Origin of the sequence: Flavobacterium ammonificans (assembly GCF_020886115.1) — a bacterium.
Taxonomy (GTDB): domain Bacteria; phylum Bacteroidota; class Bacteroidia; order Flavobacteriales; family Flavobacteriaceae; genus Flavobacterium; species Flavobacterium ammonificans.
The window spans coordinates 334,130-355,774 of the sequence record NZ_AP025185.1; the positions used below are offsets into that span (position 1 = coordinate 334,130).

Annotated in this window: 20 protein-coding genes; 11 read left to right on the forward strand and 9 right to left on the reverse strand. The window is 33.3% G+C overall.

Annotated elements, in window-relative coordinates:
- Positions 1-49: 49 nt before the first annotated feature.
- Positions 50-733 (reverse strand): response regulator transcription factor, encoded by a 684-nt coding sequence (locus tag LPC20_RS01475; protein ID WP_229325794.1) that lies wholly within the window; start codon positions 731-733, stop codon positions 50-52.
- A gap of 203 nt (positions 734-936) precedes the next feature.
- Between LPC20_RS01475 and LPC20_RS01480 the strand changes: the two genes are divergently transcribed.
- On the forward strand, positions 937-3,705 hold the full coding sequence (locus LPC20_RS01480; protein WP_229325796.1) for a TonB-dependent receptor: 2,769 nt from the start codon (positions 937-939) through the stop codon (positions 3,703-3,705).
- A gap of 166 nt (positions 3,706-3,871) precedes the next feature.
- The gene (locus LPC20_RS01485; RefSeq protein WP_229325799.1) at positions 3,872-5,032 is read left to right on the forward strand and encodes a hypothetical protein; all 1,161 of its coding nucleotides are present in this window, start codon (positions 3,872-3,874) and stop codon (positions 5,030-5,032) included.
- Positions 5,033-5,109: 77 nt separating this feature from the next.
- On the opposite strand, the gene LPC20_RS01490 is transcribed toward LPC20_RS01485, so the two are convergent.
- A complete protein-coding gene (locus tag LPC20_RS01490) occupies positions 5,110-5,454 on the reverse strand; it encodes a toxin-antitoxin system YwqK family antitoxin (RefSeq protein WP_229325801.1) in 345 nt (114 codons plus the stop codon).
- A 259-nt stretch (positions 5,455-5,713) separates the two neighbouring features.
- Between LPC20_RS01490 and LPC20_RS01495 the strand changes: the two genes are divergently transcribed.
- The 4 genes from LPC20_RS01495 (at position 5,714) to LPC20_RS01510 (ending at position 9,026) form a co-directional block, all read left to right on the forward strand.
- Positions 5,714-6,046: a T9SS type A sorting domain-containing protein gene (locus tag LPC20_RS01495; protein ID WP_229325803.1), complete on the forward strand. Its 333-nt coding sequence runs from the start codon at positions 5,714-5,716 to the stop codon at positions 6,044-6,046.
- Positions 6,047-6,148: 102 nt separating this feature from the next.
- Positions 6,149-6,970 carry a UDP-2,3-diacylglucosamine diphosphatase gene (locus tag LPC20_RS01500; protein ID WP_229325805.1) on the forward strand — a complete coding sequence of 274 codons (822 nt, stop codon included), beginning with the start codon at positions 6,149-6,151 and terminating at the stop codon, positions 6,968-6,970.
- A gap of 5 nt (positions 6,971-6,975) precedes the next feature.
- Complete coding sequence (locus tag LPC20_RS01505; RefSeq protein WP_229325807.1) at positions 6,976-7,965, forward strand: glycosyltransferase family protein; 990 nt, start codon at positions 6,976-6,978, stop codon at positions 7,963-7,965.
- 80 nt (positions 7,966-8,045) lie between these two features.
- Positions 8,046-9,026 carry a LuxE/PaaK family acyltransferase gene (locus tag LPC20_RS01510; RefSeq protein ID WP_229325809.1) on the forward strand — a complete coding sequence of 327 codons (981 nt, stop codon included), beginning with the start codon at positions 8,046-8,048 and terminating at the stop codon, positions 9,024-9,026.
- Here LPC20_RS01510 and LPC20_RS01515 read toward each other — a convergent pair.
- Both LPC20_RS01515 and LPC20_RS01520 read right to left on the reverse strand, forming a co-directional pair.
- Positions 9,023-9,964 (reverse strand): DUF3078 domain-containing protein, encoded by a 942-nt coding sequence (locus tag LPC20_RS01515; RefSeq protein WP_229325811.1) that lies wholly within the window; start codon positions 9,962-9,964, stop codon positions 9,023-9,025. The genes LPC20_RS01510 and LPC20_RS01515 overlap by 4 nt on opposite strands.
- Before the next feature lie 19 nt (positions 9,965-9,983).
- Positions 9,984-11,756 (reverse strand): 1-deoxy-D-xylulose-5-phosphate synthase, encoded by a 1,773-nt coding sequence (locus LPC20_RS01520; protein WP_229325813.1) that lies wholly within the window; start codon positions 11,754-11,756, stop codon positions 9,984-9,986.
- A gap of 37 nt (positions 11,757-11,793) precedes the next feature.
- Here LPC20_RS01520 and LPC20_RS01525 point away from each other — a divergent pair, with 37 nt between their 5' ends.
- The gene (locus LPC20_RS01525) at positions 11,794-12,237 is read left to right on the forward strand and encodes a nucleoside deaminase (RefSeq protein ID WP_229325815.1); all 444 of its coding nucleotides are present in this window, start codon (positions 11,794-11,796) and stop codon (positions 12,235-12,237) included.
- 166 nt (positions 12,238-12,403) lie between these two features.
- On the opposite strand, the gene LPC20_RS01530 is transcribed toward LPC20_RS01525, so the two are convergent.
- Both LPC20_RS01530 and LPC20_RS01535 read right to left on the reverse strand, forming a co-directional pair.
- Complete coding sequence (locus LPC20_RS01530; RefSeq protein WP_229325816.1) at positions 12,404-13,948, reverse strand: Rne/Rng family ribonuclease; 1,545 nt, start codon at positions 13,946-13,948, stop codon at positions 12,404-12,406.
- 390 nt (positions 13,949-14,338) lie between these two features.
- Complete coding sequence (locus LPC20_RS01535; RefSeq protein WP_039112429.1) at positions 14,339-14,629, reverse strand: HU family DNA-binding protein; 291 nt, start codon at positions 14,627-14,629, stop codon at positions 14,339-14,341.
- 134 nt (positions 14,630-14,763) lie between these two features.
- Between LPC20_RS01535 and mutY the strand changes: the two genes are divergently transcribed.
- From mutY to gldD, 3 genes are read left to right on the forward strand one after another with little or no spacing between them, the layout of a single operon-like run.
- Complete coding sequence (mutY, locus tag LPC20_RS01540) at positions 14,764-15,795, forward strand: A/G-specific adenine glycosylase (protein ID WP_229325818.1); 1,032 nt, start codon at positions 14,764-14,766, stop codon at positions 15,793-15,795.
- A 31-nt stretch (positions 15,796-15,826) separates the two neighbouring features.
- Positions 15,827-16,240, forward strand: a complete 414-nt coding sequence (locus LPC20_RS01545; RefSeq protein ID WP_229325820.1) for a single-stranded DNA-binding protein — start codon at positions 15,827-15,829, stop codon at positions 16,238-16,240.
- A gap of 24 nt (positions 16,241-16,264) precedes the next feature.
- The gene (gene gldD / locus LPC20_RS01550) at positions 16,265-16,825 is read left to right on the forward strand and encodes a gliding motility lipoprotein GldD (RefSeq protein ID WP_229325821.1); all 561 of its coding nucleotides are present in this window, start codon (positions 16,265-16,267) and stop codon (positions 16,823-16,825) included.
- A 47-nt stretch (positions 16,826-16,872) separates the two neighbouring features.
- Here the strand turns inward: gldD and LPC20_RS01555 are convergent, their stop codons facing one another.
- Positions 16,873-17,250 carry a heavy-metal-associated domain-containing protein gene (locus tag LPC20_RS01555; RefSeq protein ID WP_229325823.1) on the reverse strand — a complete coding sequence of 126 codons (378 nt, stop codon included), beginning with the start codon at positions 17,248-17,250 and terminating at the stop codon, positions 16,873-16,875.
- 96 nt (positions 17,251-17,346) lie between these two features.
- Here LPC20_RS01555 and LPC20_RS01560 point away from each other — a divergent pair, with 96 nt between their 5' ends.
- Positions 17,347-18,213 (forward strand): DMT family transporter, encoded by an 867-nt coding sequence (locus LPC20_RS01560; RefSeq protein ID WP_229325825.1) that lies wholly within the window; start codon positions 17,347-17,349, stop codon positions 18,211-18,213.
- 49 nt (positions 18,214-18,262) lie between these two features.
- Here the strand turns inward: LPC20_RS01560 and LPC20_RS01565 are convergent, their stop codons facing one another.
- Together LPC20_RS01565 and LPC20_RS01570 are read right to left on the reverse strand one after the other, a co-directional pair.
- A complete protein-coding gene (locus LPC20_RS01565) occupies positions 18,263-20,311 on the reverse strand; it encodes a M16 family metallopeptidase (protein ID WP_229325827.1) in 2,049 nt (682 codons plus the stop codon).
- Positions 20,312-20,319: 8 nt separating this feature from the next.
- A complete protein-coding gene (locus LPC20_RS01570; protein ID WP_229325829.1) occupies positions 20,320-21,645 on the reverse strand; it encodes a M16 family metallopeptidase in 1,326 nt (441 codons plus the stop codon).

Consider the following 21,645-nt stretch of genomic DNA (forward strand, 5'->3'; position numbering starts at 1 on the left):
ACAACGCAAAAAATGCGTTGTCTAAAGTACTACTATTTTTTAAAATGGTTTAGACTTCTATTTTGTATCCAACTCCTTTAATTGTTTTGAAAAAATCATCTCCTATCTTTTCTCTCAATTTTCTAATATGAACATCAATAGTACGACCACCAACAATAACATCATTTCCCCAAATTGTATCCAAAATTTCTTCTCTTTTAAATACTTTTCCTGGCTTAGAAGCTAATAAATAAAATAATTCAAATTCTTTTCTTGGTAATGAAATCTCAACACCGTTTTTAATTATTTTATATTCTTCACGATTGATTTCGATTCCGCCCACGCTTAATGTACCTGTGCTTTTTTGTTGTTCATTAAACCTTCTTAGTAAAGCATTCACTTTACTTACTAATAGTTTTGGTTTGATCGGTTTACTAATGTAATCGTCAGCTCCAGCATCAAATCCAGCAACCTGAGTATAATCTTCATTACGAGCGGTTAAGAAAGTGATGATGACATTCTCTAATTCAGGGATTTTTCTAATAGCCTCACAAGCTTCTATTCCGTCCATTTCAGGCATCATAACATCCATAATGATTAGATTAGGAAGTTCTGCTTTAGCTTTAGTTATAGCTTCTTTGCCATTAGCTGCAGTAACTATTCTGTATCCCTCTTGAGATAAATTAAACCCAACTATTTCCAAGATATCGGGTTCGTCATCTACCAATAAGATTTTAGCTTTACTCTTAGTCATTTTGTTGTGGGTTCCAGTTAAATTTGTTGTTTTATAAACTTAATGTGGTGTAAATATAGGATAATTTAAATACAGAAAATCTTATTAACCTAAATTTAATCTAGTAACAATTTGGTAATATTAAGTTGTCATAAAAATAACAACTTAGTAACTTACAAATAACAGTGCAGCGGTTTATTTGCAAAAAATAAATTGACTTTAAAATGAAATTAAAATTTGTATTATTTACATTATTAATGTGCAGCATAGGCTTGGCACAATCTAAAGGTACAGTTAGCGGAACCATTCTTGATAAAGAATCCAACAACCAACCTCTTCCATTTGCAAATGTAGTAATTAAAGGAACTTCAATTGGCGTAAACACAGATATGGATGGTAAATATTCCATCAATCTTAATGAAGGAAATTACATTATCCAATTTAGTTTTGTTGGTTATGAAAATATTGAAGTGCCAATAACTATAAAATCAAACGAAACAGTTGTAATCAATAAAACTTTGGGATCTGGGAATTACACCTTGAAAGATGTTGTAGTACGTGCCAAAGTAAATAGAGAAAAAGCAACTGCTCTATTGCTAGAACAAAAAAATGCCGTTGCAATTAAACAAAGTATTGGTGCTCAAGAATTATCAGCTAAAGGAATTAGCGATGTAGAAGAAGGGCTAACCAAAATTACTGGGATTTCAAAAGTAGATTCTAAAGGATTATTCATTAGAGGTTTAGAAGATCGATACAATAACTTGTTAATTAATTATTTAGCTGTCCCATCTAACAGTCCATTTAAAAAAATTATTCCATTAGATCAATTACCTACAGACGTTGTGGGTTATATGGATGTTTTCAAAACATTCAATCCTGATATTTATGGGGATTTTTCAGGTGCAACAATCGATGTAACAACATCTCAACCAACTGAAAGTCAAACTAAAATTTCATTTGGAACCGGATTCACAACAAACAATAACTTAAGTGACTTTTTATTATCCAATGATGCAACTAACACAAAAAGTTTTTTTGGATTTGGGGGACAAGAAAGAGCAATTCCAAAAGAATATGGTACAATTCCATCAGCTAGAATTAGCAATGAATTTGACTCTACTTGGGACGTAACAAAAAAACAGTCGCCATTGAATACAAGTTTTGGTTTAAGTCATTCTGATAAATTTGAAATAGGCAAAAACAATCAAAAATTGTACTATAATTTCGCTACTAACTTTGAAAATAAATACCAAATTAGAGAAGGTGTTGATCGTACATTTTCTCAAGGACAAGGAATTTATGATAACAATTTAAATAGAAAACAGTTCAAATTTCAAACACAATCTTCTGCTTTATTTGGTCTTCAGTACAAATCAGATCGTTTAAACTTGTTTACTAATAGTTTGTTTTTAAAAACAACCGAAAATATCATTCAAGATCAAGTAGGTTATACAAGAACTGCTGTTCAAAATCCAAATGAATTTATTAGACTAAATCAATACGAAGAAACACAGTTTTTTACTAACCAAGCATTTGGTAATTATAAAATAACGGCTGATGATAAGCACTCTATAAACGCTGGTATTTCATACACAAGAACAAATTACAATCAGCCAGATAGAAAATTTGTAACTGGTAAATTAGTAAATGCAAACCAAATCGAAACCCAATACGGAAGTAATAATTTAATTAGACAATTTTTTAATATTGATAATAATTTTCACTTATCAGGAAAATTTGAATACAATTTAAAATTTGGTAAAAAAGAAGATTTAAAAAACAAATTGTCTTTTGGTTATAATGGTTTTGCAGAATATTTAATTTCTAAATTTCGTTTTGCTTTTGGTAAACCAAATGGAGCATCTATTCCTTACAACGTTGCTGCTAACAATATCGATGCAGAAATTCAAAAAGACATTGCTGCAAATAGAGTTTATTTCCAAGAAGAATCTTCTAGTGAGTATAAAACTAAAGTTTTTCAAAGAGCGGATGGGGTGTATACCAACTTGTTAATTCATTTAAATGAAAAACTAGAATTCAACACTGGAATCCGATTAGAAAATACTATCAGAGAATTTAAATACAGAACCATTTCAGATCCAATTTCAAGTCCATACAGAAAGAAAAATCTTGACAAATTATATGTGTTACCCTCTTTAAATATAAAATACCAAGCGACAGAAAAAAGCAATGTTCGTTTTGCTGCGTCTAAAACCTACACAAAACCAGTTTTATTTGAAAGCTTGGATATAAATCTTATTAATGCGGATGGTACTACAGAAATTGGTAATTCAAATTTAATTAATAGTGAGAATTACAATGCAGACCTAAAATTTGAGTTATTCCCAACTAAAAACGAAATGTTTGCTGCTACTTTATTCGCAAAATATATTGACAATCCAATCGAAAGAACCATTCAAGCAAGCGCAACAGGAAGTGGGCAAACCATAACCTACTTTAACAATGATAGCGCTACTTTATTTGGTGCTGAATTTGAAGTACTATTGCAATTGTCAAGAATAAATGAAAACTTAAAAGGGTTGTCTTTTGGGTTCAATACTTCTTTAATGCTTACTGAAGCAGTAGTAAATAAAAATCGTGTAGGATACTTTGATACTTATGAAAAAAGAGATTTACAAGGTGCTTCTAATTGGTTGATTAATTCTGATTTAAAATACGAATTTAGTAACAATGATAAGTGGAAAAATACTGCTTCATTGGTTTACAGTGTTTATGGAGATAGAATATTTGCAGTTGGTGTCGCTGGTTACGATCATATTTATGAAAAACCATTTAACAAACTTGACTTTGTTTGGAGTAGTGTTATTGACAAAAAATGGAATTTAAAATTCTCAGTGGACAACATTTTAAACCCAGTTTATAGAAGAGAACTAGGAACTAAAAATAAAATTGCTATAGATGAAGCGTCTTTACTTCTTCAATCGTTTCAAAGAGGCGTAGGGTTTTCTACGAGCGTTTCTTATACATTCTAAATATATAAAGAGCAGTTCACTTACTGCTCTTTTTTATTTACAATTTGAAAACATTGAATTAACTATTTGATGATTACCTGCTAACAATTTTATAACTATTTCGATATCAAAAGGAAATATTAGCAACATACATTTGCCTTAACAAATTTAAATAAACAATACAAAAATGAAAAAATTAATTGTAAGCTTATCTATTTTAGCTTTGACATTTACAGGATGTACAACTACTGATGACGAAGAAACATTACAACCAGTAGAAGGTGAAATCACAGGATCAATAACAAGTAACAAAACCTATGCTTTTGGTAACTACACACTAAGTGGAATCGTTACTATTGAATCAGGTGTTACAGTTACTTTTGATGCAGGTTCAAAAATTACTGCCAATGCAGCCAATGGTGTGGATGCATTAGTTGTAAAAGCAGGAGGAAAATTGATTATTAATGGAACTGCTTCTCAACCAGTAGTATTTACTGAGCCTTCTGCTACTCCAGGTTCATGGGGCGGAATTATTATGTATGGCGATGCTCCAATAAATGGTTCTGGTGCTACAACAACAAGAACTTCAGAAGACGGATTAAATTTACCTTATGGAGGTTCAAACCCTACTCATAATGGAGGAGCATTACGATATGTTCGTGTGGAATATGCTGGTAAAAAAATCACTGATGGAACAAGTGAAATGAATGGTTTCTCATTTTACTCAGTAGGTTCTGGAACTGTATTAGATCATTTAGTTTCTTACAAAGGTGCTGACGATGGATTTGAGTGGTATGGCGGAACTGTTAGTGGGACAAACTTAATTTCATTTGGTAATTACGATGACTCTTTCGACTGGCAAGACGGATGGCAAGGTCAAAATAACTCAAACTGGTATGTTTACCAAGAAGGAATTGGAAATTTTGGTATGGAGATTGAAGCATCTAACAATGATAACGCTTACTTCCCAAAGATTGCTAATATCACTTTAAAAAGAGCTCCTGGAACAGTAACAGAAGGTGGTTCATCTGCAGCTGAATATGATGCGATTCAATTCAAAAAAGATGGAAATGGTGATTTTACTAACATCACAATTACTGGATATACAACTTCTGGCGCAACAGCAGTTCGAATTCAAGATGCTAGAACTAATACTAACCAAGTTAATACTGGTAAAATAAAATTAACTTCAGTTAAAATAAATGATGGTACTAGTCAGTTTGCAGGAGCTGGAACTCTATCTGTAAACTTTCCAACTGCTAATTACACTATTAACGCTAGTGCAACTGGAGCAAGCTTAACAGCTGGTAACTGGGCGACTGTAAATGGTGCTACACTTATTAAATAATATACTTAGTATATAATAAATAAAAAACCCATTTAGACAAAACGTCTAAATGGGTTTTCTTTTTGATTTAAATAAAATTAATTTGAAGCAACAGACCCTTTACTCCATTTTTTAATTGATAAAATAGCATCTTTTGAGTAGTCTACTTCAGATAAACCTTCGTTATTCCAAAAAAACCAGTTCCCAACTTTTTCTCCTTTTGAATATTCAGCGATGGCAATTTTGACACCATTCGCATTATAGGATATCCATTTCCCTTCTAATTTTCCATCAATAAAGAATCCTTCTTGTTGAATTTCACCGTTTTCATGGTAATAAGTTGCTTTAACTGTACCATTAATATCTTCTAATTTAGGCTCTATATTTTGCGCAAAAGCTACACTAGAAACCACTAACACTGCGATCATCATTAATTTTTTCATTTTGTTAGGTTTTAATTGTTAATAATTACATAACAAATATATAAATTAATTTACACTAACCAAACATTTACTTAACAATTTGGTAACATTGGGGGATTTAAAATTAATGAAATATTCAATTAGTGAGTATAAAAAACTAATTTACAGTAATTTAATTCATTAAATTATCAAAAAAAATAATGCTATCGACAAACGATTTTTTATTCATTTTAGTATTGGTGTTAAAAAAATAGTACTTTTATATTGTAGAATTGAATCAATGAGAAAAATATACTTATCAAGTCTTTTGTTTTTACTTGTGTTTACTTCAAAAATAGTAGCTCAAGAAACAAAACAACAATTTAAACTTCAAGAAATACCAATTGAAGGTTTAAGCTTGTACCCTAATCCTGTAACTCACGGTAAAGTATATATTTCTTCTAAAAATGATTTAGATAAAGAAATTCAAATTTTTGACGTTTTAGGAAAGAAAGTATTACACACCCAATTAAATTCAAAAGAATTAAATCTTTCTTCTCTTTCTCCTGGCGTATATATCATAAAAATTAGAGAAGAAGATCATACTGCTACACGAAAATTAATTATTCGCTAAATTTAGAAGTAACTTAAACAATTAGGTTACAATTGTAATGATTTAGTAATCTTCACAAAACATAGTTTTAACATGATGTTTTTACATTCGTAAAAACAACTCATGAAAAATAAACGAAAACTCCCTCTTGTAGTTTTAAGTGATGTACACTTGGGAACTTATGGATGTCATGCTAATGAATTAGTCTATTATCTTAAATCCATTCAGCCTGAAATGCTAGTTCTAAATGGTGATATCATTGATATTTGGAACTTCTCTAAAAGATATTTTCCTGCAGCTCACATGAATGTATTGCGACAAATTTTAAAAATGTCCAATCAAGGCACCAAAGTGGTATATATTACTGGTAATCATGATGAAGCATTACGAAAATATTCTGACACTAATTTAGGTAATATTGAATTAGTAGATAAACTAATCTTAGAGCTTGACGATAAAAAAGTATGGATTTTTCACGGAGATGTTTTTGATTCTTCTACTAAAGGCTATGCGAAAATAATTGCGAAACTAGGTGGTAAAGGGTATGACTTACTAATCCTCATCAATTGTTTTGTGAATTGGTTATTAGTTCTCACCGGAAAAGAAAAAAGAAGCTTCTCAAAAAAAATCAAAGACAGCGTTAAAAAGGCGGTGGCATTCATCTCTAATTTTGAAACTACTGCTGCAGAAATCGCAATCGAAAAGAAATTTGATTATGTTGTTTGCGGGCATATTCATAAACCACAAATGAAAGAGGTTTCTAACGAAAACGGAAAAGTAGTTTACTTAAATAGTGGAGACTGGGTTGAAAACTTGAGTGCATTGGAATACAACAAAAAGAAGTGGCGCATCTATCGCTATCAAAAAATTGATTATACCAATCAAACACAAGACTCAATTGAGGATAGCATTATAAATGATATTGTTAGTAAAATTTTAGCATAACAATTATGAAAATTTTTTACGCCATACAAGCCACTGGAAACGGACATATTAGTAGAGCGATGCAACTCTATCCGTATTTACAGAAATTCGGAGAGGTCGATTTTTTTATGAGCGGTAGTAATGCAAGTCTTGCTATTGATCTGCCAGTAAAATATAAAAGTGCAGGTTGTAGTTTATTTTACAGTACCTGTGGCGGTTTGGATTATTGGAAAATCGCAAAAAACGTTCGCCCTTTACAAATGATTAAAGAAGCCAAATCACTACCATTAAAGAAATATGATGTGATCATCAATGACTTTGACTCCATTACTTCTTTGGCTTGCAAAATGCAAAAAGTACATTCCGTTCAATTGGGACACCAAGCCAGTTTTGTATCTAAAAACACCCCAAGACCCGATAAGAAAAGTATAATGGGCGAAATGATTTTAAAACATTATGCTTCCGCACCCAAAAATATTGGATTGCATTTTGAAAAATACGATTCGTTTATTGTTCCTCCTATCATTAAAGAAGAAATTCAGCAAGCTAAGCCGAAAAACTTAGGACATATTACTGTTTACTTACCTTCATTTGACATATCCTGTTTAGAAAAAGCATTCCAGAATATGCCAAACCAAGAATTTCATTGGTTTCTGAATGACATCAAAACAAAACAAAAATTAGGAAATATCACATACTATCCTGTAAATCAAGCCGATTTTAATGAAAGTCTAATCAATTGTCATGGAATAATCACTGGCGGGGGATTTGAGACTCCAGCAGAAGCATTATTCCTTAGAAAAAAAATACTGAGTATCCCAATTCAAAAACACTACGAACAAGAATGTAATGCTGCGGCATTGAAAAAAATGGGCGTACCAGTTGTTTATGAAGTCGGTGATGACTTTGATAGTGTAATTGAAAATTGGCTAAATACAGATACTCCAATGCCTTTGATTCAAGCCAATGACATCAATGCAACATTACAATATCTATTTGACACCTATAAAGATTAAAATCAAGCTCCTTTTTGGGGCTTTTTTTATTCCCATTTATTTTCCCATTTATTTCAATTACTTTTGTGAAAAAATAATTCTTGATTTCATCTCACGATATATTTACCATTAGTAATCAAAAGCAGTTTGACAAAATCGCTTTGAAAATTTTTCGTTTTCAATACGAGAATAATCTAGTGTACCGTGAATTTTGTGATTTTTTAAAAACGGATGTCCAAAAAGTAAAATCAATTGAGCAAATTCCGTTTTTACCCATTCAGTTTTTCAAAAGTCATTCAGTGATTTCTTCTACTAATCCTATAGAAACTACTTTTACTAGTAGTGGCACAACAGGAATGATCACGAGCAAACATATAGTTACTGACCTAAGTATTTATGAAGAGAGCTACCGTAAAGGATTTTCTCAATTCTATGGCAACATTGAAGATTATGTAGTATTAGCATTGCTTCCGTCTTATTTAGAAAGAGAAAGCTCTTCCTTAATTCATATGGTTGATGATTTAATTCAACTTTCCAATCAAGATGAAAGCGGTTTTTACCTTCACAATTATGACGAACTCATTGCAAAATTAATTCAATTAGATCATGCAGGACAAAATGTAATTTTAATTGGAGTTACGTATGCCCTATTAGATTTGGTTGAAAAACATTCATTCCAATTAGAAAACACAATCATTATGGAAACGGGAGGAATGAAAGGAAAGCGCAAAGAAATGATTCGCGAAGAATTGCACCAAGAACTCTGCAATGGATTTGGTGTTAAATCAATACATTCCGAATATGGAATGACCGAACTATTGTCACAAGCTTATTCATTGGGTGAAGGAATTTTCGAATGTCCGTCATGGATGCAAATTCTAGTTCGAGACACTGAAGATGCATTATCTTATGTTCGAGAAGGCAAAACTGGAGGTATTAACGTAATTGATTTAGCCAACATTAATTCCTGTTCATTTATTGCTACTCAAGACTTAGGAAAAAAATACTCTAATGGAAGTTTTGAAGTTCTAGGTCGCTTTGATCATTCTGATATAAGAGGGTGTAATTTAATGGTGGTTTAAAAAGTATAAACCAGTCCAACTCCTAACATTTGTCTTATCTGGAGTTTTGGACCCAATGTTACTTGTTTGCCATCAATCTGTTTTTTAGCTTTGATATCATCATCATAAATGAATTGCGCGCCAATATTTACTTTTACATGTTGATTTACGGTTAAATCCAATCGAAAGTCATAATCAATATCAATATTCCCAAATTTGTTGATATAATCCGAATACAATACTAATTTATTAATCCAAACAATATTTTTGGCAATCTCTGTTTTGTAATAACTTGTAAATAAAAACCCCAACTCAGTCCTAGTCTGTTTTCCATTTGTAATAATTAAACCATTCGAATCTACTACAGCTTTAGTTACACCAAACGCGCCTTGATTGGCTAAGGCTTGATCCAATACAAAGGTAGTTTTAAAAGTAAAAGGAGAGATATAAAATATTCTATGTTTCGATTTACTTGCATTTTCAGCTCCGACTCCTAAAAATATATAAGCCGGTGCAAACAATCTAGAAATTGCTTTCTCAGTATTAGGATAAGCATATCCATTACTAAACTGCGTGTTAAAATTAAATTTAGCTGAATGATACCAGTTTGTAATTGAGTCTTTTCTATAACCAAAAGTGGAACTCAATTGAATTAAATCATCCGTTTTTCGTAAATCAACCCCATCTTGCTTATTGAGGCCATAGCGAACCATTAATTCATTTACCCATTTCTGATTTCCTTTGGTGTACACTCTAGAAAAATCTCCTTTTATTAAACCTGAGATAGCACTATTACCTCCAGCACTCCAGTTCACAAAGGCAATCTGCGAAATATCAAATCCAACTTTGTTTTTGTTTCTCCAATGAGATAGAGAGTCCTTAGGTTGTAATTGAATAGTATCTTGACTAAAGACTGACAATGAAAAAATAAAAAACAAACAACTTAATTTAAGCTTCATATGTAATACAAAAAATGAATTATAGGTATTGACTAAAAACCTTTTCTAAATTCAAAACGTCAATTTTGCAATATTGTTGTAATTCCAAAACAGATCCTTGTTCAATAAAAACATCTGGAACTCCAAGAATTTGAATTTTACTGTGATAATTATTGGCTGCCGCGAATTCCAGAATTGCACTTCCAAAACCTCCAGAAATAACCCCGTCTTCAATAGTAATTATCGTTTCAAATTTAGAAAAAATAGTATGCAAAAGTGCTTCATCAAGTGGCTTTACAAAAGGAAAATCATAATGTGCAATTGTACTTGGATAATTTAAATTATCTAATGCTTGTATCACATTATTGCCAATTGTTCCATTAGATACAACCGCAACTTTTGTTCCTTCTTTTAAACAGTTGGCTTTGCCAATGGTAATTTTTTGATATGGACTTTTCCAATTTGTGTTTTGTCCGCGACCTCTAGGGTAACGAATCGCGATAGGATGTTCCAATCCCAATTGAGCCGTATATAAAATATTTTGTAAAGCAGTTTCATTTATTGGCGAAAACACCATCATATTAGGTATGCAACGAAGGTAAGCCAAGTCAAAAATACCATGATGTGTAGCGCCATCCTCTCCTACCAATCCCGCACGATCCAAACAGAAAATAACCGGTAAATTTTGCAAAGCTACGTCGTGAATCAGTTGATCATAGGCTCTTTGTAAAAAAGTGGAATAAATATTACAAAAAACGACCATTCCTTGTGTTGCCATTCCAGCAGCTAAAGTAACCGCGTGCTGTTCTGCAATTCCAACATCAAAAGCTCGGTTGGGTAAGGCATCCATCATCAACTTAAGCGAACTTCCAGTAGGCATTGCTGGAGTAATTCCAATGATTTTTTCGTTTTTTTGTGCCAAATCCAAAATCGTTTCACCAAAAACATCTTGGTATTTTGGCGGCAAGTTGGCTTCCGATTTAGGAATTATTTCTCCCGTATTGGCGTCAAATTTACCAGGCGCATGGTATTGCACTTGATTTTCTTCGGCTTGCTGCAGTCCTTTCCCTTTGGTAGTAATTACGTGCAAAAATTTTGGCCCTTTTACTTTTTTAAGTCGCTCTAATTCTTCAATTACAGCCTGGATGTTATGTCCGTCAATTGGTCCTGAATAATCAAAATTCAAGGACTTAATCATGTTGTTTTGCTTTGGATTTTTGCCTTCTTTTACGGCAGTCAAATAGTTTTTCAATGCTCCAACGCTTGGATCTATCCCAATAGCGTTATCATTTAGAATCACTAATAAATTAGCATCGGTAACTCCAGCGTGATTCAGTCCTTCAAAAGCCATTCCTGAGGCTATCGAAGCGTCCCCAATAACCGCAATATGTTGTTGTCCGGTATCCCCTTTCAAATTAGCAGCAATAGCCATTCCCAAAGCAGCCGAAATAGAGGTTGATGAATGGCCTACGCCAAAAGCATCGTATTCACTTTCGTCTCGTTTAGGAAAACCTGAAATACCGTGAAGTTGTCTGTTAGTCTGAAATTGATCTCTTCGTCCGGTAAGTATTTTATGTCCGTAGGCTTGATGCCCTACATCCCAAATCAAAGAATCGTTAGGCGTATCAAAAACATAATGCAAAGCAATCGTCAATTCTACTACTCCCAAACTAGCACCCAAATGACCTTCTTTTACCGAAACCACATCTATAATGAAATCGCGCAACTCTTGTGCGAGTTGCGGCAATTGATTGACATCGAGTTGACGTAAATCGACGGGACTGTTAATGCTTGAAAGTAAATTGTTTGACATGGTGCAAATGTACAAATTGAATTCTTATTTTTGCCACATGGAAAACCCTTTCAACGACACCTACTTTATGAAGAAAGCCTTACAAGAAGCTGAAATGGCTTTTGAAAAAGGCGAAATTCCCGTAGGTGCGCTAATTGTAATCAACAACACCATCATTGCTCGTAGTCATAATCTAACTGAATTACTGCATGATGTAACGGCTCACGCCGAAATGCAAGCTATCACTTCTGCCGCTAATTTCTTGGGTGGAAAATATTTAAAAGATTGTACTTTGTATGTTACTTTGGAGCCTTGCCAAATGTGCGCTGGGGCGTTGTATTGGAGCCAAGTATCCAAAATAGTGTATGGCGCTAGCGACGAGCAACGTGGTTTTGTTTCAATGGGAACCCAATTGCACCCCAAAACCGAAGTAGTTTCAGGAATATTAGCTGAAGAAGCAGGAGCATTGATGAAACGCTTTTTTGCAGAGCGCAGGAAGTGATTTTTACTAATTAATCATAGCCCAGATAGAAGCGGCATCCTTTTTAGGTGACTGAGGTTCTCGAAGGCATCAAAAAAGATAGAGCGGATAGCTGGAATTAGCTCCTAGAAAAGTCTCATAACAGAGCATAAAAAAACCGCCAATCTTTCGAAAGGCGGTTTCTTTTTTATTCTGAAATACCATTCCCTTTTTTGTCAAAGAAATGATATTCTAAATACGTGTAAGCATCACGTGGTATGATTTTCACCCATTTTTTATGTTCAAAGAACCACTTTGAACGTATCGATGGAAAACCTTTGGTAAGGTAAGCAGCCACAAATGGATGTACATTAAGCACCACATTTGAATGACTTTTTAATACTCTTTCTAGATCTAAAGTTATTTTATCAATAATTAGAATTGGCGCTTCAATTTCGCCACTTTCATTATTTGGATCTTCTTCTCTAGTTTTAATATTCATTTCTGGTCTTACTCGTTGACGTGTAATTTGGACTAATCCAAATTTACTCGGCGGTAAGATTTTGTGTTTGGCTTTATCATCGCTCATTTCTTCTCGTAAGAAGTCGAACAATACTTTGCGATTTTCAGGATTCGCCATATCGATAAAATCAACTACGATGATTCCGCCCATATCGCGAAGACGCAATTGTCTTGCTATTTCGGCGGCAGCAATCATATTCACTTCCATTGCGGTGTCTTCTTGATTAGAAGCCTTATTGGAACGATTTCCGCTATTCACGTCAATAACGTGTAAAGCTTCGGTATGTTCGATAATAAGATACGCTCCTTTACTCATAGAAACCGTTTTTCCAAACGAAGTCTTGATTTGTCTCTCTATATTGTATTTCTCAAAAATGGGAGTATCATTGGATTGATAAAACTTCACAATTGATTCTTTGGATGGCGCAATTTCTTGCACATAATCCTTGGTTTGTTGGTACAACTCTTCATCATCAATTTGAATACCACTAAAGGTATCGTTAAATACGTCTCGTAAGATAGATGAAGCTCTGTTGAGTTCTCCTAATACTTTTGACGGATGATGAGCGGTTGGTAATTTTTTACACATTGCATTCCATCTGCTGAGCAGGTTCTGCAAATCTTTTTCTAATTCGGCTGTATTTTTGCCTTCGGCTACTGTACGAACAATAACACCAAATCCTTTTGGTTTAACTGATTGCACAAGTCTTTTTAAACGGTCCTTTTCTTTTTTGTCTTCTATTTTTTGAGAAATAGAAACACGATCAGAAAAAGGTACTAACACAATAAAACGTCCGGCAAGAGATAGCTCAGCGCTAATTCTTGGTCCTTTGGTTGATATTGGTTCTTTTACGACTTGCACTAAAATCGATTGGTTGGCACTCAAAACATCCATGATGGTGCCATCTTTATCAATTTCATTGTCAAACTGAAAGGTTTTTAGGGAGAAATCCTTTAATTTACCTGTGCTTACAAGTTTTATGAATTTCAGTTGGGAAGCTAAATTTGGACCTAAGTCGTGATAATGTAAAAAGGCATCTTTTTCGAAGCCAACATTTACAAAAGCAGCGTTCAATCCAGCAACTGGCTTTCTTATTTTGGCAATAAAAATATCACCAACTTGAAAGTTGCTTTTTTCTTCTTCCTTGTGTAATTCAATTAGTTTTCCATCTTTTAATAAGGCAAAATCTACGGCTTCAGAACTTGATCGAATGATTAATTCTTTATTCACGCTGTACATTTTTATCCGAACTTTTGGTTGTTGATATTAAATTTTTGGCTGTTGGTAAATCCTTCAACTAACAACTATCAACCATCAACTATTTAGTAAGGATGGATTAAACAATATTTTTAACAGGTATTGAACCCGGGGAGATTTTAGATTTTCGAGTTCTGATTCTTGATTTTAGATTTTTTATATCTGCCATCTTAAATCGAAAATCTACAATCTTAAATCTCAATTTCAATGAACTTTTAAAAAGAAAAAAGTAGTTTAAAACTACTTTTTCTTCTTGTGACGGTTAGCTCTCGCTCTTTTTTTACGTTTGTGCGTCGCTACCTTATGTCTCTTTCTTTTTTTACCGCTTGGCATATCTTGTAGATTTTATGATTAATTACTATTTTATTTTGCTTCGTTATTGATTTTTACGCCTTCTACAAAAACTTTTGCCGGTTTAAAAGCAGGAATATTGTGTGCAGGAATTTTAATTGTTGTATTCTTAGAAATGTTTCTACCTGTTTTTTCAGCTCTTGTTTTTACAATAAAACTTCCAAAACCTCTTAAATATACGTTATCTCCAGTCTCTAATGAAGTTTTAACTTCATTCATAAATGTTTCTACAGTTGCTTGAACATCTCCTTTTTCTAGACCTAATTTCTCTGAAATTTTCGCTACGATATCTGCTTTCGTCATTTTCTTCCTTATTTATAAATGTTGTACTATTTTTTTTGAGTTTGCAAATATATGAATTAAAAAAACAATTATTCAAGCTAATTGATTAAATTTTAATCACATAAACTTTTACTTTTGCAAACAAATAGTTAACAATGGATTTTTCTAAGTTATTGATAGATTGGTATTTACAAAATAAACGCGATTTACCATGGCGAAATACCACCAATCCATACCCGATTTGGCTTTCAGAAATCATGTTACAACAGACGAGAGTAGCACAAGGAATGCCCTACTTTTTTTCATTTACAAATGCCTTTCCTACCGTTTTTGATTTAGCCAATGCTCACGAAGAACAAGTTTTAAAATTATGGCAAGGATTAGGCTATTATTCACGTGCTAGAAATTTACACCAAACCGCACAATATATTGCTAATGAACTTGGAGGTATTTTTCCAAACAACTATAAAGACTTACTTCAATTAAAAGGAATTGGCGAGTACACCGCTGCAGCCATCGCTTCATTTGCTTATAACGAAGTCGTTCCTGTAGTTGACGGAAACGTTTTTCGGGTGCTGTCACGTTATTTTGATATTGAGACCGATATTGCTTCGGCTTCCGCCAAAAAGGAGTTCAGCGCAATAGCTTTGGAATTAATTCCAAAAGATAACCCAGCCTTATTCAATCAAGCTATAATGGAATTTGGCGCTTTGCAATGTGTTCCAAAAAACCCTAATTGTTCGGATTGTATTTTCAACCAAAGTTGCGCTGCTTTGCAAAAAAAGAAAGTAGATCAGCTTCCTGTAAAATTGAAAAAACTAAAAGTCAGAAACCGATTCTTCAATTACCTTATCTTTTCGGACGAAATTGAAAATACCATTATTCAAAAAAGAACAGATAAAGGTATTTGGCATAATTTATATGAATTCCCTTTAATCGAAACCGAAAAGGAAGAAGATTTCAACACTGTATCTAAGCAAATTAAATCCGACTTTCAACATTGGAATATCATTAGTATAGGAGAAGAAAATCCAAAAAGCATTATTCATAAACTTTCGCACCAACATTTACACATTAAATTTTGGAATGTGAAAATTACCGGAACTATTCCAAATGGTATTAATGCAAAAGATTTAAAAACGTTTCCTTTCCCTATAGTGCTTCACAATTTTATCGAAGCAAAATAAAAAATCCTATCTTTGATTCAAATACTATATTATGAATGGGACAGTAAATAAAGTGATTCTTATCGGCTATCTTGGAGACGAGGTGAAATTGCATTATTTCGAAGGAGGTAATTGTATTGGCCGATTTCAATTGGCAACACACGAGGTATACATTAATAAAACGACTAACGAAAAAATCACTTCTACAGAATGGCATACTATAGTGGTGCGTAATAAAGCCGCTGAATTATGTGAAAAATACCTTTCTAAAGGAGACAAAATATATATTGAAGGACGTATTAAATCGCGACAATGGCAAGCCGAAGACGAAACTACAAAACACACTTCTGAAATTCAGGTGGTCGAATTTACTTTTTTGAACACTAAAAAAGATTCTGAAAACAATAAAACAACTCCTTCAGAACCTCAAAATACGAATTTACCAATTAACGATTTACCTTTTTAATTGTTAAACACGCTCCACTTTGTTATGTCAAAAAAAATAAATTCTTTTATACTTATTCTTGTAGCCTTGACTATCTCAAGCTGTAAAAAAGAAGTATTACCAAAACCTTCGAGTCATTTACGCTTAGATTACCCTGAAGCCAGCTATGCTAATTTTGAAAGTAATTGCCCATTTACTTTCGAAATGAATAACGATGCCATAATCAAAGGCAATACAGATTGCGGATTTACAATTACCTATCCAAAGATGAAAGCCACCATTTATCTTACCCATAAAAGTGTCAATGGAAATATCAATAATTTACTGCGTGATGCGCAAAAATTAACCTATGAACATGTAATCAAAGCTGATGATATTGTAGAACAACCCTATTTGAATTCCCAACAAAGAGTATTTGGAATGTTTTACCAAGTTAATGGAAATGCGGCAACTAATTCACAATTTTATGTCACCGACAGCACTAAAAACTTTGTTACTGGGTCAGTATACTTTTATGCTAAACCTAATTTCGATTCCATTATGCCAGCTGCTAGTTATATCAAAAATGATATGCAACGACTTATGGAAACTTTGAAATGGAAATAACAAAAAAAGCATCCTTCCGGATGCTTTTAATTTATGCTATAACTCGTTTATGATTTTGGCAAAACTACTTTATAGGTTTTCCCATCTGCAGTCGCTTCAACCACTTTAGTCAAATTGTCTTGATTTTGGATTGTTTTATCAAAAATCACTGTTGCTTTTTTTGAATCGAAATCCACTGTTGCTTTTTGTACGCCTTCCATAGCGCCTAATTCTTCTTCAATCGTTTTGGCACAACCCATAGCGCATGTCATACCTTCGATTTCAAAACTAGCAGTTTGAACATTTTCAGCAGCAATTACTACTTCTTTTTTAGGCGCGCGCGCTTCTTTCTCAGCAGTCACTTCTTTTGTAGTGGCTTCTTTTTTGCATGATACTGTTAACAAACTAACGAATGCTAATGTAAATATTGTTTTTGTAAGTTTCATATACTGTAAATTTATTTTTTTGATAATTACAAAATTAATCAAAAAAAGGCGGTCAATTTCACAAAATTAGTAGAATTTTGAGCCAAAATTTAATTTATGGAATCCAAACAACTTAAATGGGTACTTCTTTCTATTCTTTCTTTAATTTGGGGGAGTTCGTTTATTCTAATTAAGAAAGGCCTAATCGGTTTAACACCGATACAATTAGGTTCGTTACGAATCATTTTTGCCGGACTTTTTTTGATACTAGTTGGATTCAAAAGCCTATCTAAAATAAGCTTTCAACAATGGAAGTTTATTGCACTTACAGCGCTTTTTGGAACATTTATTCCTGCTTACCTTTTTGCAATAGCACAAACCGAAATCGATAGTTCCGTAAGCTCGATTTTAAATTCGCTTACCCCTTTAAACACTTTAGTCATAGGAAGCCTTGCCTTTGGATTGCATTTTAGACGCAATCAAATTATTGGAGTAATCATAGGTTTAATTGGAAGTGCCTTACTGATCTTGAATGGCGCAATGAACCATCCTGAGCAAAACTACTATTATGCCCTTTTAGTTATTGTTGCCTCAGTATGTTATGCCACAAATGTGAATTTAGTTAAAAAGCACTTATCTGGTATGGCGCCATTAAGCATTACAACTGGTAATTTTTTGGTTATGCTATTTCCTGCTACTTTGATCTTATTCTTTACCGACTTCTTAGATGTTGTAAGTATGCCTCAAGTTCAACATTCAATGCTATTTATTGTAATCTTAGGCGTAATTGGAACTGGTATTGCCAATATTATTTTTTTTAAATTAATTCAGTTGTCCTCTCCTGTTTTTGCTACTTCGGTTACCTACTTAATTCCAATTGTTGCTTTCTTTTGGGGGTTATTAGACAACGAAATGCTAACCCCGATTCAATTTTTAGGTGCATTTATTGTATTAATTGGAGTCTATCTATCCGCTAAAAAATAAAAAAGGCGGTCAACTAAGACCGCCTTTTTGAATATAAATTGTTTATTAATTATTGAAAGTCTGCATCGGCTACACCTTCATTAATTTTAACATCAGTCATTTTTATATTTAATTCAAAACCTACATTTTGAATCATATTAAAAGGAACTTTTACTCCTTTTACTTCACGATAATCTAAATACGAATTGGTTTTATTCATTGTTTTACCACCTTGTTCGATAGTATCCACATCTGCAATTTTTAAACCGGATTTAACATCATAATATAAGGTTGTTTTGCCGTTTTTCAAAGCATAGACTTCTGTTCCGTTAACCATCTCGATTCCTGTCAAACTTACTGCTGGATTTTTCAACAAATTCAATTCTAGAATTGGAGTAGCAATCGCTTTCATCTCTTCTAAATCCTTTCCAGTATATTCCATTTTTTGTCCTTGTTGAATTGCAAAGCCTCCTTTTTCAGTAACCACTTGTTTCACCAAACTCATTGCTCCCATGGCTAATTCAATAACTAGCTTTCCTTTAACATCAGTTTTATACTTAAAACTCAAAGGTGCCGGGGCTTGTGGTATAGATGTAGATCCAGTCATTGCAATTGTTTTAACTGCAAGCACCGCTTTTTCTCCACCAATAGCTTTAATGTAATTGTCCAAAACTGTTTTAGCAGTCATTCCTTTAGGAACTTCTTTTTTGAAAACGGGTTTTTCAACAGGATTACCATATTTATCAAAAAACAAAATTGGAATTTTTAATTTTTCTAGTGCCGGAACTACATCAGCTCCTTTTCCTACAATCAAAATACGACTATTGTCAGCCATAAAATATTTATTAGCTACACGTAATACATCATCAGCAGTTACTGCATTGATGTTTTTAATATAGTTTTCATAAAAATCAGCTGGTAAATTTTGTGTTTGAATACGCAAAGCATAACCTGCGATAGTTTGAGGTTTCTCAATTTGCATTACAAAACGTCCTATATAACCTGCTTTTACGCTCGCTAACATTTCATCCGTCACTTTTTCAGTTCTAATCTTTTTATATTCTTTAAAGATTTCAACTACTGTACTATCTGTAACTGCATTTCGAACTTGAGTAGAAGCTTCAAATTTTGTAATACGTTTTTCACCACGAATACTAGATCTAGCACCATACGTCCATCCGTGTGCTTCTCTTAAATTCATATTCAAGTAACTGTTGAAGTCCCCTCCTAAGATTTGATTGGCTACCAAAGCTGGAAAATAATCCGGATCTGTCATTTTAAGATTAACCAAATTCACTACAGCCACTTCTGACTGAACTGCGTTTGGCATGTCTACGAAATTGATTTGCGAAAAAGCAACATCTTTTGGCTCGGCATACGTTTGTACTGGAGCAGCTGCTTTTTTCCAGGAACCAAATAATTTCTCTACTGCTTTTTTAGTTTCTGCAAATTTAACATCCCCTACAATGATTAAATAAGCGTTCTCCGGAACAAAATACGAACTGTAATTGGCTTGAACATCAGCCAAAGTAACGTTTTTGATTGTTGATTCACTTACATATTCTCCGTTAGGATGTTCTTTTCCGAAAGTCAATAAATCATTAACTCTTCCGGCAACATCTGGCACACTTTTTTCACTTGCTTTTAATCCTTCAATGATTTTGGCTTTTTCTTTGTCAAATTCTTCTTGGGTAAAGTTTGGGTTTAAAGCTCCGTCTGCCATTAATTCTAAAACACGAGCTGCATATTTTGACAAAGCATTCGCAGAAGCTCCGTTGGAACTAAAGTTAACACTTGCTCCCATAAAATCGATTTCTTCATTGAAAGCGGTTTTAGAGATTTTTTTGGTGCCGTTTCCAATTAAACTACTCGTCAAATCAGACACTCCTTTTTTAGCACCTTCTGCATAGGGTGCGTTATCTAAAGTAAGTGTAAATGAAACTCTAGGTAATTTATGATTTTCAACCACCATTACTTTCAACCCATTTTTTAATTGAAACGACTCTGGCTTCCCTATTTTAATAGTTGGAGCGGGTCCTGATTTGGGTTGAGGGATGATTTGTCCTTGCATTATCGCTGATATAAATAAGCTTGATAAAATTATAATTGATTTTTTCATGATGTATCTTAGTTTTGGGATTTATCTTTCACTGGAACATAATCCAACACCATTCTTTGGTTTGGATTTAAATACTTCTTTGCTACATCCCTAATTTCTTCACGAGTAATAGAATGATACATATCAATTTCAGTATTAATTAAATTCACATCTCCATACAACATATGATAGGTTGCCAAATTACTAGCAATTCCCTCAATAGTTGAATTACTATTCACGTATTGATTGTCAAATTGATTTTGTAATTTTTGTAAATCTTTCTCAGAAATTAACTCCGTTTGAAGTTTTACTATTTCTTCGTCTATTTCACCCAACAGATTAGCCGCAGTAAATGGCGATTGAGGTAAACCATATAATATGTATGTTCCATAATCTTCTTGACTATAATTGAAAGCTCCTATTTGTAGCGCCATTTTTTTGTCATCTACAATCTTTTTGTACATTCTAGAACTTTTTCCGTCACTCAAAATAGACGAAATCATATCCAATACTCTAGCTTCACGAGTTTTCATAGATGGTGTTCTGTATGCAGTTACCACCATTGGCAATTGAATGTTTGGATCCTCAAAATTAGCTTTGATCGTTTCGGTAATTGGTGCCTCTTCAAAAGTGGCACGTTTAATTGGTGTTCCTTTTGGAATTACCCCAAAATATTTTTGAATCCATTCTTTAGCTTGTTCTGGTTTGAAATCTCCAGCAACAACTAAAACCGCATTGTTTGGAATGTAGAATTTTTTATTAAACGCTTGGAATTCCTCTAGCTTAGCTGCGTCTAAATGTTCCATAGAACCAATAGTGGTCCATCGGTATGGATGGTTTTTAAACATATTCTTCTTTACTTGCGGAATTAATTGTCCGTAAGGACTATTGTCATAACGCAATCTTTTCTCTTCCTTAACCACCTCATTTTGAGTATCAACTCCTATTTGATTGATTACTGGATGTAATAAACGCTCTGCTTCCATCCATAAACCTAACTCTAAATTGTTAGAAGGAAAAACCTCGTAATAATAGGTTCTATCTTCAGTAGTATTAGCATTATTTACACCACCGTTACTGGTAACAATTTTAAACCACTCGCCACGTTTAATGTTTTCAGTTCCTTCAAACAACAAATGTTCAAAAAAGTGAGCAAAACCGGTTCGGTCTGGTTGTTCGTCTTTAGCACCTACGTGGTACATTACCGAAGTAACCACCGTCGGAGCCGAAGGATCGTTGTGCAAAATTACGTGCAATCCATTGTCTAAGTTGTACTCTTCAAAAGCAACTTTCTGAGCAGAAGCAACTCCTCCCAGCATCAATGCAGCACTCAACATCATGATAGATTTTTTCAT